This window comes from Lysinibacillus sp. 38-6, assembly GCF_046245175.1.
Classification (GTDB): Bacteria; Bacillota; Bacilli; order Bacillales_A; family Planococcaceae; genus Lysinibacillus.
The window spans coordinates 2,763,364-2,779,200 of sequence record NZ_CP176417.1 but is presented as its reverse complement, the minus strand read 5'-3'; the positions used below and the strand labels follow the sequence as shown (position 1 = coordinate 2,779,200).

Annotated in this window: 10 protein-coding genes, 3 rRNA genes and 1 riboswitch; all 13 genes read left to right on the top strand. The window is 43.8% G+C overall.

The window, feature by feature from the left end; translation table 11 throughout:
• Window positions 1-44 precede the first annotated feature (44 nt).
• The 13 genes from ACKVEV_RS14285 to purF all read left to right on the top strand — a co-directional run bounded on the left by ACKVEV_RS14285 (window position 45) and on the right by purF (window position 15,820).
• Window positions 45-1,349, top strand: a complete 1,305-nt coding sequence (locus ACKVEV_RS14285; RefSeq protein ID WP_409367031.1) for an NCS2 family permease — start codon at window positions 45-47, stop codon at window positions 1,347-1,349.
• A 481-nt stretch (window positions 1,350-1,830) separates the two neighbouring features.
• Window positions 1,831-3,382 (top strand): 16S ribosomal RNA (locus ACKVEV_RS14280).
• 181 nt (window positions 3,383-3,563) lie between these two features.
• A 23S ribosomal RNA gene (locus ACKVEV_RS14275) occupies window positions 3,564-6,491 on the top strand.
• A 101-nt stretch (window positions 6,492-6,592) separates the two neighbouring features.
• Window positions 6,593-6,708: ribosomal RNA gene (gene rrf, locus ACKVEV_RS14270) — 5S ribosomal RNA — on the top strand.
• The 16S, 23S and 5S rRNA genes sit together here, the layout of an rRNA operon.
• Window positions 6,709-6,908: 200 nt before the next feature.
• Window positions 6,909-7,103 (top strand): NETI motif-containing protein, encoded by a 195-nt coding sequence (locus ACKVEV_RS14265; protein WP_409367030.1) that lies wholly within the window; start codon window positions 6,909-6,911, stop codon window positions 7,101-7,103.
• 91 nt (window positions 7,104-7,194) lie between these two features.
• Window positions 7,195-7,293: riboswitch (purine riboswitch) on the top strand.
• A 212-nt stretch (window positions 7,294-7,505) separates the two neighbouring features.
• On the top strand, window positions 7,506-7,994 hold the full coding sequence (gene purE / locus ACKVEV_RS14260) for a 5-(carboxyamino)imidazole ribonucleotide mutase (protein WP_340822204.1): 489 nt from the start codon (window positions 7,506-7,508) through the stop codon (window positions 7,992-7,994).
• Window positions 7,991-9,115, top strand: coding sequence for a 5-(carboxyamino)imidazole ribonucleotide synthase (purK, locus tag ACKVEV_RS14255; RefSeq protein ID WP_409367029.1), 1,125 nt, complete (start codon window positions 7,991-7,993; stop codon window positions 9,113-9,115). Before purE ends, purK begins: the two co-directional genes overlap by 4 nt.
• Window positions 9,116-9,128: 13 nt before the next feature.
• Window positions 9,129-10,424: an adenylosuccinate lyase gene (gene purB, locus ACKVEV_RS14250; protein ID WP_409367028.1), complete on the top strand. Its 1,296-nt coding sequence runs from the start codon at window positions 9,129-9,131 to the stop codon at window positions 10,422-10,424.
• Window positions 10,425-10,551: 127 nt separating this feature from the next.
• Window positions 10,552-11,262 (top strand): phosphoribosylaminoimidazolesuccinocarboxamide synthase, encoded by a 711-nt coding sequence (gene purC / locus ACKVEV_RS14245; RefSeq protein WP_409367027.1) that lies wholly within the window; start codon window positions 10,552-10,554, stop codon window positions 11,260-11,262.
• Window positions 11,263-11,264: 2 nt separating this feature from the next.
• On the top strand, window positions 11,265-11,513 hold the full coding sequence (purS, locus tag ACKVEV_RS14240) for a phosphoribosylformylglycinamidine synthase subunit PurS (protein WP_402927868.1): 249 nt from the start codon (window positions 11,265-11,267) through the stop codon (window positions 11,511-11,513).
• Between the two features lie 2 nt (window positions 11,514-11,515).
• On the top strand, window positions 11,516-12,199 hold the full coding sequence (gene purQ / locus ACKVEV_RS14235) for a phosphoribosylformylglycinamidine synthase subunit PurQ (protein ID WP_409367026.1): 684 nt from the start codon (window positions 11,516-11,518) through the stop codon (window positions 12,197-12,199).
• Complete coding sequence (purL, locus tag ACKVEV_RS14230; protein WP_409367025.1) at window positions 12,186-14,420, top strand: phosphoribosylformylglycinamidine synthase subunit PurL; 2,235 nt, start codon at window positions 12,186-12,188, stop codon at window positions 14,418-14,420. The genes purQ and purL overlap by 14 nt, the downstream gene beginning before the upstream one ends.
• On the top strand, window positions 14,396-15,820 hold the full coding sequence (gene purF, locus ACKVEV_RS14225; RefSeq protein WP_409367024.1) for an amidophosphoribosyltransferase: 1,425 nt from the start codon (window positions 14,396-14,398) through the stop codon (window positions 15,818-15,820). Before purL ends, purF begins: the two co-directional genes overlap by 25 nt.
• The last annotated feature ends 17 nt before the right edge of the window (window positions 15,821-15,837 follow it).

Genomic DNA, 15,837 nt, shown 5'->3' with positions numbered 1-15,837 from the left:
TTGTTTTCGATATTGAAGACGACAATACGGAGGATTTTTTAACGATGAAAAAATATTTCATGTTCGATGAATTAGGTACTAATTATCGCCGCGAAATAATTGGTGGTATTACAACATTCCTTGCCATGGCATACATTTTAGCAGTTAACCCAGGCATTCTAGAAAGTGCAGGAATGGATAAAGGTGCTGTATTCGTAGCAACGGCATTAGCAGCAGCAGTTGGTTCTTTGATTATGGGTATTTTTGCTAAGTTCCCAATCTCTTTAGCACCAGGTATGGGTTTAAATGCATTCTTTGCCTTCACAGTAGTAGGGACGTATGGTATCCCTTGGCAAACGGGCTTAACGGGTGTATTCTTCTCAGGGATTATTTTTATTATCCTTTCACTAACAGGTATTCGTGAAACAGTTATTAACGCAATTCCAGCACAACTTAAATACGCAGTATCAGCTGGTATTGGTTTATTCATTACATTCGTAGGGTTACAAGGCGCTGGCATCGTTGTTAATAGCGACGCAACTTTAGTAACGTTAGGCGCATTTACAGGTTCAACACTATTAGCAGTGTTCGGTATTATTATTTCAATAATCTTAATCCTTAAATTCCGCAGCATCGGTATTTTCTTAGGGATGGTTATTACGGCAATCGTCGGTATGATTACAGGTGTGATTACTCCTCCAGGAGCGATTGTTTCAGCAATTCCGAGTGTAGATTCAACATTTATGGTAGCACTTAAACCTATTTTCAATGACTTTGGTTCTTTGCTCAACGTTAAATTTTTAGTAGTAGTATTAACATTCTTATTCGTTGACTTTTTCGATACAGCAGGTACATTAATGGCTGTAGCAACACAAGCAGGTTTAGTTAAAGACGATAAATTACCACGTGCCAGCCGCGCGTTAATGGCAGATGCATTAGCAACAACAATTGGTTCATTATTTGGTACATCAACTACTACTGCTTATGTAGAGTCAACTTCTGGTGTAGCAGCAGGTGCCCGATCAGGTTTTGCTGCAGTGGTAACGGCAATATTATTTATATTCGCATTGTTCTTCTCACCATTATTAGCAGTAGTTACTTCAGCAGTAACTGCACCAGCACTTGTTATCGTAGGTGTTTTAATGGTTTCGTCATTACGATTAATCGAGTGGGATAAATTCGAAATTGCAGTTCCAGCATTCTTTACAGTTTTAATGATGCCTCTAGGTTATTCAATCGCAACAGGTATCGCAATTGGTTTCGTATTCTACCCAATAACGATGCTTTTAGCAGGACGTAAAAAAGAAATTCACCCAATGATGTACGGATTATTCTTTGTCTTCCTTGCATACTTTATCTGGGTACGATAGTAGAAAGCGCTACTTAGTGAAAACTAAGTAGCGTTTTTTTATTTAAAAATAGTTTGCGTGCCTGGCACCAACATAAGTCACAGCCTCGATGACTGCTTACAATGTGCAGTGGGATTCAAGAAATTGTGTGAGTGCCAGGCACTTTGTTATTACTATAGAAGAAACTACTGTTTATATATTAACTGAATAGTTTTATTTCAATTAAACACTTGCAAACTATTATGTGAGATGATATATTTAAACACGTTGTTACGAAACATACGAACAACACACTGAAAGAAAATAATAGTTGACAATATCTAAACGATATGTTAAATTATAAAAAGTTACTTATTAAGTAACTAGCAAAATGAACCTTGAAAACTGAACAAGCAAAACGTAATCAATATAGTTTCTGAGCTAACTTATGTTAGTGAATGAAACAAAAATTTTGGACATCAAAATTGATGCCAGCAAAACAATTTGAGCTAATCAAATTTCTTTTATGGAGAGTTTGATCCTGGCTCAGGACGAACGCTGGCGGCGTGCCTAATACATGCAAGTCGAGCGAACAGAGAAGGAGCTTGCTCCTTTGACGTTAGCGGCGGACGGGTGAGTAACACGTGGGCAACCTACCCTATAGTTTGGGATAACTCCGGGAAACCGGGGCTAATACCGAATAATCTGTTTCACTTCATGGTGAAATACTGAAAGACGGTTTCGGCTGTCGCTATAGGATGGGCCCGCGGCGCATTAGCTAGTTGGTGAGGTAACGGCTCACCAAGGCGACGATGCGTAGCCGACCTGAGAGGGTGATCGGCCACACTGGGACTGAGACACGGCCCAGACTCCTACGGGAGGCAGCAGTAGGGAATCTTCCACAATGGGCGAAAGCCTGATGGAGCAACGCCGCGTGAGTGAAGAAGGATTTCGGTTCGTAAAACTCTGTTGTAAGGGAAGAACAAGTACAGTAGTAACTGGCTGTACCTTGACGGTACCTTATTAGAAAGCCACGGCTAACTACGTGCCAGCAGCCGCGGTAATACGTAGGTGGCAAGCGTTGTCCGGAATTATTGGGCGTAAAGCGCGCGCAGGTGGTTTCTTAAGTCTGATGTGAAAGCCCACGGCTCAACCGTGGAGGGTCATTGGAAACTGGGAGACTTGAGTGCAGAAGAGGATAGTGGAATTCCAAGTGTAGCGGTGAAATGCGTAGAGATTTGGAGGAACACCAGTGGCGAAGGCGACTATCTGGTCTGTAACTGACACTGAGGCGCGAAAGCGTGGGGAGCAAACAGGATTAGATACCCTGGTAGTCCACGCCGTAAACGATGAGTGCTAAGTGTTAGGGGGTTTCCGCCCCTTAGTGCTGCAGCTAACGCATTAAGCACTCCGCCTGGGGAGTACGGTCGCAAGACTGAAACTCAAAGGAATTGACGGGGGCCCGCACAAGCGGTGGAGCATGTGGTTTAATTCGAAGCAACGCGAAGAACCTTACCAGGTCTTGACATCCCGTTGACCACTGTAGAGATATGGTTTTCCCTTCGGGGACAACGGTGACAGGTGGTGCATGGTTGTCGTCAGCTCGTGTCGTGAGATGTTGGGTTAAGTCCCGCAACGAGCGCAACCCTTGATCTTAGTTGCCATCATTTAGTTGGGCACTCTAAGGTGACTGCCGGTGACAAACCGGAGGAAGGTGGGGATGACGTCAAATCATCATGCCCCTTATGACCTGGGCTACACACGTGCTACAATGGACGATACAAACGGTTGCCAACTCGCGAGAGGGAGCTAATCCGATAAAGTCGTTCTCAGTTCGGATTGTAGGCTGCAACTCGCCTACATGAAGCCGGAATCGCTAGTAATCGCGGATCAGCATGCCGCGGTGAATACGTTCCCGGGCCTTGTACACACCGCCCGTCACACCACGAGAGTTTGTAACACCCGAAGTCGGTGAGGTAACCTTTTGGAGCCAGCCGCCGAAGGTGGGATAGATGATTGGGGTGAAGTCGTAACAAGGTAGCCGTATCGGAAGGTGCGGCTGGATCACCTCCTTTCTAAGGATATTTTCGGAATACAAACCTTGGGTTTGTAAGATTACGTTTTGCGTTCAGTTTTGAAGGTTCATCATAAAGATGAAACTCTTCAAAACTTGTTCTTTGAAAACTGGATAAAACGACATTGAAATTGTAACAAACACATTTATTTTTAAATTAAGTTTTTTAGGCTTAATAACTTGGTTAAGTTATTAAGGGCGCACGGCGAATGCCTTGGCACTAGGAGCCGAAGAAGGACGGCACTAACACCGATATGCTTCGGGGAGCTGTAAGTGAGCTTTGATCCGGAGATTTCCGAATGGGGGAACCCACTACGTTTAATCGCGTAGTATCTTGACGTGAATACATAGCGTCTTGAAGGCAGACCCAGGGAACTGAAACATCTAAGTACCTGGAGGAAGAGAAAGAAAAATCGATTCCCTGAGTAGCGGCGAGCGAAACGGGAAGAGCCCAAACCAAGAGGCTTGCCTCTTGGGGTTGTAGGACACTCTATACGGAGTTACAAAGGAATGAGTTAGACGAAGCGACTTGGAAAGGTCCGCCAGAGCAGGTAAAAGCCCTGTAGTCGAAAGTTTATTCCCTCCAGAGTGGATCCTGAGTACGGCGGAACACGTGAAATTCCGTCGGAATCCGGGAGGACCATCTCCCAAGGCTAAATACTACCTAGTGACCGATAGTGAACCAGTACCGTGAGGGAAAGGTGAAAAGCACCCCGGAAGGGGAGTGAAAGAGATCCTGAAACCGTGTGCCTACAAGTAGTTAGAGCCCGTTAATGGGTGATAGCGTGCCTTTTGTAGAATGAACCGGCGAGTTACGATTACGTGCGAGGTTAAGCTTTAGAAGGCGGAGCCGCAGCGAAAGCGAGTCTGAATAGGGCGAATTAGTACGTGGTCGTAGACCCGAAACCAGGTGATCTACCCATGTCCAGGGTGAAGGTGAGGTAACACTTACTGGAGGCCCGAACCCACGCACGTTGAAAAGTGCGGGGATGAGGTGTGGGTAGCGGAGAAATTCCAATCGAACTTGGAGATAGCTGGTTCTCTCCGAAATAGCTTTAGGGCTAGCCTCGTGATGAGAATACTGGAGGTAGAGCACTGTTTGGACTAGGGGGCCATCCCGGTTTACCGAATTCAGACAAACTCCGAATGCCAGATATTTATACACGGGAGTCAGACTGCGAGTGATAAGATCCGTAGTCAAAAGGGAAACAGCCCAGACCACCAGCTAAGGTCCCAAAGTAATCGTTAAGTGGAAAAGGATGTGGCGTTGCACAGACAACCAGGATGTTGGCTTAGAAGCAGCCATCATTTAAAGAGTGCGTAATAGCTCACTGGTCGAGTGACGCTGCGCCGAAAATGTATCGGGGCTAAACGATTCACCGAAGCTGTGGATTGACATCTACGATGTCAGTGGTAGGAGAGCGTTCTAAGTGCGTTGAAGTCAGACCGGAAGGACTGGTGGAGCGCTTAGAAGTGAGAATGCCGGTATGAGTAGCGAAAGACGGGTGAGAATCCCGTCCACCGTATGACTAAGGTTTCCTGAGGAAGGCTCGTCCGCTCAGGGTTAGTCGGGACCTAAGCCGAGGCCGATAGGCGTAGGCGATGGACAACAGGTTGATATTCCTGTACCACCTCCTCACCGTTTGAGAAATGGGGGGACGCAGTAGGATAGGGTAAGCGCGCCGTTGGTTGTGCGCGTCCAAGCAGTAAGGCGTGTGTGTAGGCAAATCCGCACACTGTAACGTTGAGCTGTGATGGCGAGTCCGTATGGACGAAGTTCCTGATTTCACACTGCCAAGAAAAGCCTCTATCGAGGTGAGAGGTGCCCGTACCGCAAACCGACACAGGTAGTCGAGGAGAGAATCCTAAGGTGTGCGAGAGAACTCTCGTTAAGGAACTCGGCAAAATGACCCCGTAACTTCGGGAGAAGGGGTGCTCTTGAGCGTGCAAGCGCATGAGAGCCGCAGTGAATAGGCCCAGGCGACTGTTTAGCAAAAACACAGGTCTCTGCAAAACCGTAAGGTGACGTATAGGGGCTGACGCCTGCCCGGTGCTGGAAGGTTAAGAGGAGTGGTTAGCGCAAGCGAAGCTGCGAATTGAAGCCCCAGTAAACGGCGGCCGTAACTATAACGGTCCTAAGGTAGCGAAATTCCTTGTCGGGTAAGTTCCGACCCGCACGAAAGGCGTAACGATCTGGGCACTGTCTCAACGAGAGACTCGGTGAAATTATAGTACCTGTGAAGATGCAGGTTACCCGCGACAGGACGGAAAGACCCCGTGGAGCTTTACTGTAGCCTGATATTGAATTTTGGTACAACTTGTACAGGATAGGTAGGAGCCAGAGATCTCGGAGCGCCAGCTTCGAAGGAGGCGTCGGTGGGATACTACCCTGGTTGTATTGAAATTCTAACCCATGCCCCTTAGCGGGGCAGGAGACAGTGTCAGGCGGACAGTTTGACTGGGGCGGTCGCCTCCTAAAAGGTAACGGAGGCGCCCAAAGGTTCCCTCAGAATGGTTGGAAATCATTCGTAGAGTGTAAAGGCACAAGGGAGCTTGACTGCGAGACCTACAAGTCGAGCAGGGTCGAAAGACGGGCTTAGTGATCCGGTGGTTCCGCATGGAAGGGCCATCGCTCAACGGATAAAAGCTACCCCGGGGATAACAGGCTTATCTCCCCCAAGAGTCCACATCGACGGGGAGGTTTGGCACCTCGATGTCGGCTCATCGCATCCTGGGGCTGTAGTCGGTCCCAAGGGTTGGGCTGTTCGCCCATTAAAGCGGTACGCGAGCTGGGTTCAGAACGTCGTGAGACAGTTCGGTCCCTATCCGTCGTGGGCGTAGGAAATTTGAGAGGAGCTGTCCTTAGTACGAGAGGACCGGGATGGACACACCGCTGGTGTACCAGTTGTCTTGCCAAAGGCATCGCTGGGTAGCTATGTGTGGACGGGATAAGTGCTGAAAGCATCTAAGCATGAAGCCCCCCTCAAGATGAGATTTCCCATTACGCAAGTAAGTAAGATCCCTCAAAGACGATGAGGTAGATAGGTTCGAGGTGGAAGTGTGGTGACACATGGAGCTGACGAATACTAATCGATCGAGGACTTAACCAAAAATGTTTGGGACATTCAATGAACCGTTTATCCAGTTTTGAAAGAATAACTCTTTCTAAAAAGCGAGCTTTGATACAGAGTGTATTGAAGGTCGAACATAGTCTAGTGATGATGGCAAAGAGGTCACACCCGTTCCCATACCGAACACGGAAGTTAAGCTCTTTAGCGCCGATGGTAGTTGGGGGCTTCCCCCTGTGAGAGTAGGACGTCGCTAGGCAATTGCCAAAAAGCCAAGGATTTATTCCTTGGCTTTTTTTGTCGTATGATTTGTGTCCTGACTTCAATCATGCTTAACCAGTTGTGAAGCACAGCACCCCATGCTTTGTAATTCTTGCATTCATGATGTATTAAATCGGGTATAATGGATTACAAGTAAGGAAAAAACAATAACAATATGTGAATGGAAGGAAGAACAGCTTGGGAAAACAGCAAATTTGGTATGAAGTAGAAGAAAACGAAACGATTGATCAATGTTTAGAAAGAATGCGTCAAGATGGATATATCGCGATGGGCCGGAAAGAGGAACCTGTCTTTCATTTAGTAGATGGTGAACCCACATACTTACGTCAAAAAATACAATTTAAAGCGATGTTGTGTCAAGATTCTGAATAAATAACCCTTAAAACCGAACGTTTTTAAAAGGCTAAAATAAAATGTTCGCATTTTTCGTTGACGATATTGTTTGCAATTGTTAAAATGTGAATAGGAAAACAATTAAATCCCTCATATATGCTAGAGGATTGGCTCTAGTGTCTCTACCCGGCACCGTAAATGCTGGACTATGCGGGAAAGCAACTTTTGGCATGTTACGGGAAGGTGTGTGTACAGATGTCTAAATCTGCATATTCTTTTCATAATAGTCCTCAAGTAAGCTGCTTTCACGCGTATGGTAGAGAGTAGCTTATTTGAGGTTTTTCTTTGTTAATAAAGAGAAAGAAATGCAGTGACTATTGAATAATAGAGGCTTGCACAATAATCGATCATTTTTCTATCGTTTAAAAGGAGCGACAATTCATGAATCCGAAAATCGGTGTCATTATGGGTAGTTCAAGTGACTGGGAAACTATGAAACATGCGTGTGATATTTTAGATGAATTACAAGTACCGTACGAGAAGAAAGTAGTATCTGCACATCGTACGCCTGATTTAATGTTTGAATATGCAGAGGCAGCACGTGGGCGCGGTATTCAAGTCATTATTGCAGGTGCAGGTGGTGCGGCGCATTTACCTGGTATGGTAGCAGCTAAGACAACGTTACCTGTTATCGGTGTGCCAGTGCAATCTCGTGCACTTAATGGTCTTGATTCACTGTTATCGATCGTACAAATGCCAGGTGGTGTACCTGTAGCAACTGTGGCAATTGGCAAAGCAGGTGCAACAAATGCAGGCTTACTTGCAGCGCAGATTTTATCGACAACAGACGTAGAGCTTGCTAATAAACTAGATGCTAGACGCGAGGCGACGAAGCAACAAGTTTTGGAAAGCACAGGTGACTTAGTGTGACGAAAATTATTTATCCTGGACAGACGATAGGCATAATCGGTGGAGGACAGCTTGGCCGTATGATGGCACTTGCTGCTAAGGAAGCAGGCTTTAAAATAGCTGTTCTGGAACCGACAATGGATTCACCATGTGGACAAGTTGCAGACATTCGAATTGTGGCACCATATGATGATGAGGCTGCATTAGAGGAACTTGCCGAAGTCAGTGACGTTATTACGTATGAGTTTGAAAATATCGATTACGATGGCTTAAAACGTTTAACACAAATGGCTTACGTACCACAAGGAGCAGAATTAGTACGCATTACACAAAACCGTGTGACAGAGAAGGATGCAATTGTCAAAGCAGGCTGTCCAGTAGCTCCTTATATAGTAGCCAATACATATGAGGAGTTAGTAGCAAACATTGACCAGATTAGCTATCCATGTATCGTAAAAACGGCAAGAGGTGGCTATGATGGCAAAGGGCAGCAACTTCTAAATTCAGCAGCAGATTTGCCATTGGCAAAAGAGCTTTTTGCTCATTCACAATGCATTGCTGAAGGTTTTGTACCTTTTGTAAAAGAAGTATCAGTTATTGTACAGCGCAACGGTGATGGCGAATTATATTGTCAGCCAGTTGGTGAAAACATACATGTTCATCATATTTTACACGAAACAATTGTACCAGCTCGTATTGAAGAAGCGACAGCACAAGCGGCTGAACAAGAAGCTTTGAAAATAGCAGATTACTTAAATTTAATAGGGACGCTGGCGGTAGAAATGTTCGTGTTAGAAAATGGTGACATTATCATTAATGAGCTAGCACCGAGACCTCATAATTCAGGTCACTATTCGATAGAAGCATGTAATATATCACAATTCCATCAGCATATACGCGCTATATGTGGTTGGCCATTGCGCAAGCCACAACTTAGTACACCAGCTATAATGGTGAACGTTTTAGGGCAGCATGTGATGCCACTTAGTAACTCAATTGCAAAATATCCTGAATGGTCAGTACATCTTTATGGGAAAGCTGAAGCTAAGGTGAACCGTAAGATGGGCCACGTAACGATTATGACAAAAGACTTAGAAGCAACACTACAACAAATCGATAGTTCTGGCATTTGGTCAGAATAGAAGGAGAAACGCGATGATTGAACGTTACACAAGACCCGAGATGGGCGCAATATGGACAGAACAAAATAAATACCAAGCTTGGCTAGAGGTTGAAATTTTAGCATGTGAGGCTTGGGCAGAAATCGGCGATATTCCAAAAGAAGATGTAGCTAAAATTCGTGCAAATGCATCATTTGATGTCAATCGTATTTTAGAAATTGAGAAAGAGACGCGTCATGATGTAGTAGCATTTACACGTGCTGTATCCGAAACACTAGGTGAAGAACGTAAATGGGTGCACTACGGCTTAACTTCAACAGATGTTGTAGACACGGCACTTTCGTATTTGATTAAACAAGCCAATAATATTTTACGAAAAGATATTGTTAATTTTATTGAGATTATTGCAGCAAAAGCAAAAGAGCATAAGCATACCGTGATGATGGGTCGTACACATGGTGTCCATGCCGAGCCAACAACATTCGGCTTAAAATTAGGCTTATGGTATGAAGAGATGAAGCGTAACCTAGAACGTTTTGAAGCAGCAGCTGCTGTAATTGAAACAGGTAAGATGTCTGGAGCAGTAGGCACATACGCCAATATTGACCCACGTGTAGAACAATATGTATGTGATCAATTAGGGCTTGCAGCATCACCAATTTCAACGCAAACATTACAGCGTGACCGCCATGCGCAATATTTAGGCGCTCTTGCATTAATCGCCACATCAATAGAAAAGTTTGCAACTGAAATTCGTGGTTTGCAAAAATCTGAAACACGCGAAGTTGAAGAAGCTTTTGCGAAAGGGCAAAAGGGTTCATCTGCTATGCCACATAAACGTAATCCAATCGGTTCTGAGAACATGGTTGGTATGTCTCGTTTAATGCGTGGTTACATGGTGACAGCTTATGAAAACGTAGCGTTATGGCATGAGCGTGATATTTCACATTCATCTGCTGAGCGCGTAATTTTACCGGATGCAACAATTACATTGAACTATATGTTAAATCGCTTCGGTAACATCGTGAAAAATTTAACAGTATTCCCTGAAAACATGAAACGTAATATGGGTCGTACATTTGGACTGATTTACTCTCAACGTATCTTATTAGCACTAATCGATAAAGGATTAGTACGTGAGGAAGCCTATGATACAGTACAGCCATTAGCGATGCAGGCGTGGGACGAGCAAGTACAATTCCGTACGTTAGTCGATGCAAGTGAGAAAATCACTTCGTACTTATCGAAGGAAGAGCTAGATGAGTGCTTTGATTACAACTACCACTTACAACATGTAGATATGATTTTTGAGCGTCTTGGACTTAACTAACCGTATTGAATTGATAGACAGTTAGTGCCACGACGGATGTTACGGATTTTGAATCTTATCCCAGATTCAAAATCCATAACAATAATACGTCGAGGCGTATTTCATAATAATCTGGGGGAATGACGACATGACGAAAGACCAACTTTTGTATGAAGGTAAAGCCAAAAAACTATATGCAACAGAAGAGCCTACGATCCTTTTAGTAGAATACAAGGATAGTGCAACTGCTTTTAATGGTGAGAAAAAAGAAGAAATTGAAGGCAAAGGCGTGTTAAATAACCGCATTACTTCATTAATTTTCGAAAAATTAAAAGCAAACGGAATTGCGTCACATTTCGTAAAACAATTATCTGCTACAGAACAACTAGTGAAAAAGGTTGATATTATTCCAATTGAGGTTGTTGTACGCAATATTGCTGCGGGGAGCTTAGCAAAACGTCTTGGCCTAGAAGAAGGCACACTATTAAAACGTCCGATTGTTGAATTTTATTATAAGGATGATGCGTTAGGCGATCCATTTATTACGACAGAGCATATTGATGTACTTGACCTGGCCACACCAGAAGAAGTGACAGCAATGTATAACGGAGCATTAGCTGTGAACAAAGTATTGCAACCGATTTTCGCTGATGTCGATGTTACATTAATCGACTTCAAGCTAGAATTTGGACGTGATACAAATGGGGATGTTTTACTGGCAGATGAAATCTCACCAGATACATGCAGACTTTGGGATACAAAAACAAAGCAAAAGTTGGACAAGGATGTCTTTCGTCGAGACCTTGGTAATTTAACTGAAGTATATACTATTATTCTTTCTAGACTCGGAGGCAAATAACAATGAAAAAAGTTAAAATTTACGTGACATTACGTGAGAGTATTCTAGATCCACAAGGTTCAGCAGTACAAGGTTCGTTAGCAAAAATGGGTTACGATGAAGTAGAAGATTTACGTATCGGTAAATATCTTGAACTAACTGTCGGCGATTCAGCGCGTGATATTGATACTCTAGTAAAAGAAATGTGTGAAAAAGTTTTAACCAATGTAGTAATTGAGGACTACCGTTACGAAGTCGAGGAGGCTAACTAATCATGAAATTCGCAGTACTCGTATTCCCTGGGTCAAACTGTGACATCGATATGTATCATGCGATTAAAGACGAACTAGGTGAAGAAGTAGAATATGTATGGCACTCAGAAACAGATTTAAGTAGCTTTGACGGTATTTTAGTACCTGGAGGCTTCTCATATGGCGACTACTTACGTTGCGGTGCGATGGCAAACCAATCAAACATCATGGCAGAAGTAAAAAAAGCAGCAGATGCTGGTAAACCCGTATTAGGCGTTTGTAATGGGTTCCAAATTCTTACTGAAGCCGGCTTATTGCCAGGTGCCTTACTGCGCAATAAAAATCTTAAATTCATGTGTCGTACAATCCAGCTTAAAGTTGAAAACAACAATACATTATTCACAAATCAATATGAGCAAGGTCAAGTAATCAATATTCCAATCGCACACGGTGAAGGAAACTACTACTGTGACGAGGAAACATTACAAAAACTAAAAGATAACAATCAAATCGTGTTCACATACTCAGGAGAAAATCCTAATGGTTCTTTAGAAGATATCGCAGGGATTATTAACGAGCGCGGCAATGTATTAGGGATGATGCCTCACCCAGAAAGAGCTGTCGATGCACTAGTGGGCGGAGCAGACGGTCTAGCAGTATTCAAATCAATTGTGAAGCAGTGGAGGGAAAATCATGTCAACAACTAAGTTTGAGCCAACAGCACAGCAAATTAAAGATGAAAAGCTATACGCTGGAATGGGAATGTCAGACGAGGAATTTGCGATGGTAGAAGGTATTTTAGGCCGTTTACCAAACTGGACAGAGACAGGTCTTTTCTCAGTAATGTGGTCTGAACACTGCTCATACAAAAATTCAAAACCAGTATTACGTAAATTCCCGACAAAAGGGCCACAAGTATTACAAGGTCCTGGTGAAGGTGCAGGGATTGTCGATATTGGTGACGAGCAAGCGGTTGTCTTTAAAATGGAATCCCATAACCATCCTTCAGCAATTGAGCCGTATCAAGGGGCAGCAACAGGTGTAGGCGGCATTATTCGTGACGTATTCTCAATGGGTGCACGTCCAATTGCCATGTTGAATTCGCTCCGTTTTGGTGAATTGAAATCAGCACGCGGCAAGTACTTATTTGAAGAAGTGGTTGCTGGTATTGCTGGCTATGGAAACTGTATTGGTATTCCAACTGTTGGTGGCGAAATTCAATTCGACCCTTGTTATGAAGGAAATCCACTAGTGAACGCAATGTGTGTTGGTTTAATAGACCACAAAGATATTCAACGCGGTATTGCCGCAGGTGTAGGGAATACAGTGATGTATGTAGGTGCAAAAACGGGTCGTGATGGGATACATGGTGCGACATTTGCATCTGAAGAATTAACAGAGGAATCAGAAAACCAACGTCCAGCTGTGCAAGTAGGAGACCCATTTATGGAAAAACTACTACTTGAAGCTTGCTTAGAAGTTGTAAAATCGGATGCGCTAGTCGGTATTCAAGATATGGGTGCTGCGGGTCTTACTTCTTCATCAGCAGAGATGGCTTCAAAAGCGGGATCTGGTGTAGAAATGAACCTTGATTTAGTCCCTCAACGTGAAACAGGGATGACTGCTTATGAGATGATGCTATCTGAGTCTCAAGAACGTATGTTATTAGTTGTGAAAAAAGGTCGCGAAGATGAAATTAAAGCGATTTTCGATAAATATGATTTAGATGCAGTAGCAATTGGTGTCGTAACAGACGATAAAATGCTTCGTTTACTTCACAATGGTGAAGTTGTGGCGAACGTACCAGCAGATGCACTAGCAGAAGATGCGCCAGTTTATCATAAGCCATCTGCAGAGCCTGCATACTATGCACAGTTCCAAGCAATGGACAACGCTGAACCAGCTGTAACCGATTATAAAGCAACGTTAAATGCTCTTTTAAAAGCACCGACAATTGCTTCGAAAGAATGGGTTTACGATCAATACGATTATCAAGTACGTACGTCAACAGTTGTAGCACCTGGTTCGGATGCTGCGGTTATCCGTGTGCGTGGCACAAACAAAGGTCTTGCAATGACTACAGACTGTAACTCTCGCTACATTTATCTTGATCCTGAAGTGGGCGGTGCTATTGCAGTAGCAGAAGCAGCTCGTAACATTGTCGCAACAGGTGGGACACCACTTGCTATTACGGACTGCTTAAACTTCGGTAATCCAGAAAAACCAGAAATCTTCTGGCAAATTGAAAAATCCGCTGACGGTATTTCTGCTGCATGTACAGCACTCAATGCACCAGTAATCGGTGGTAACGTATCGCTTTACAATGAACGTTCAGGAGAAGCCGTTTATCCAACACCAACAATTGGTATGGTAGGTCTAATCGAAGACTTAGCACATGTGACAACGCAAGATGTGAAAGCAGCTGGTGATGTCGTATTCGTTATCGGTGAAACGACTACTGAATTTGGTGGCTCTGAACTTCAAAAATTATTAAATAACGGTGTCATCTCAGGAAAAGCACCAGCTATTAACCTAGAAGTAGAAGCAGCTCGTCAACAAGCATTGCTAAAAGCAATTAAAGCTGGACTTGTACAATCTGCACATGACGTAGCAGAGGGTGGACTTGCAGTAGCCCTTGCAGAAACTACTTTTGGAGCGCAAGGTCTTGGTCTTGATGTCACGTTAACAGGCTCTGCAACAACGGCTCTATTCAGTGAAACGCAATCCCGTTTTGTTGTAACAGTGAAAGAAGAACATGCAGCTGCATTTGTAGAAACAGTAAAAGATGCACAAAAAATCGGTGTCGTAACAAACGATGCGCTTGTTAAAATCAACGGGGACAACGGTGTGCTTGTAGAAGGTACAGTGGAGGAATTCCGTTCTAATTGGAAAGGAGCAATCCCATGCTTGCTGAACTCAGAGGCTTAAACGAAGAATGTGGGGTGTTTGGTATTTGGGGTAACCCAAATCCAGCACACCTTAGTTATTACGGGCTTCATGCTCTTCAACACCGTGGACAAGAAGGTGCAGGAATCGTCGTTTCTGACGGTCAGCATCTTCGTGCGGTGAAAGGCGAAGGATTAGTAAATGATGTTTTCAATGAAGAAAAATTAAAGGCAGTGGATGGTAAAGCAGCCGTTGCGCATGTTCGTTATACGACTGCGGGTGGCGGCGGTATTGAAAATGTACAGCCCTTATTATTTCATTCATCAACAGGGAGCCTTTCAATTGCTCATAACGGTAACTTAGTCAACGCGACACACTTAAAGCAGTATCTAGAGCGTCAAGGTAGTATTTTTCATTCGAGCTCAGATACAGAAGTGTTAGCGCATCTTATTAAGAAAAGCTCGCATTCACCTTTCCGAGCAAAAGTGAAAAATGCCCTTTCATTGCTGAAGGGTGCGTATTCGTTCTTAATTATGACAAAAGATGAAATGCTTGTTGCGCGTGATCCACATGGTTTACGTCCGCTGTCTCTTGGCAAGTTAGGAGATGGTTGGGTTGTTGCTTCTGAAACTTGTGCGTTTGATTTAATCGGGGCAGAGTTTGTACGTTCTGTGGAACCAGGGGAATTATTAATTATAAACGATGAAGGTGTAAAATCTGATCGTTTTGCTGATATGGAAAATCGCGCAATGTGTGCGATGGAATATGTATACTTAGCTCGTCCTGATTCAGATATTGACGGTATTAATGTGCATATGGCACGCAAGCGTATGGGGAAACAATTGGCGCGTGAATGTGCACATATTGAAGCGGATGTTGTTACGGGTGTGCCTGATTCAAGTATATCTGCAGCAATTGGCTTTGCTGAAGAAAGTGGTATCCCGTATGAGCTAGGGTTAATTAAAAACCGTTATGTGGGCCGTACATTTATTCAACCGACACAAGAATTACGTGAACGCGGTGTGAAAATGAAACTTTCACCGGTTGTGCAAGTTGTCAAAGGAAAACGCGTTGTCATGGTGGATGATTCAATCGTTCGCGGTACAACATCACGCCGTATTGTCAAAATGCTAAAAGATGCAGGTGCAGCTGAGGTACATGTCGTTATCTCTTCTCCACCAATGACGGACCCTTGTTATTACGGTATTGATACTTCGACACATGAAGAGCTCATTGCTTCCAGTCATAATGTGGATGAAATACGAGAGGCGATTGGTGCTGATTCTCTGACATTCCTTTCAGTAGAAGGTATGGTGGAAACGATCGCACGCCCATTTGAGGATGAAAATAAAGGTCTTTGCCTAGCATGCTTTACAAGCAAATACCCAACAGAAATTTTCCCAGATACAATCTTACCGCACGAAAAAGAACTTTTACGCTAAATGTATGTGAATAATGG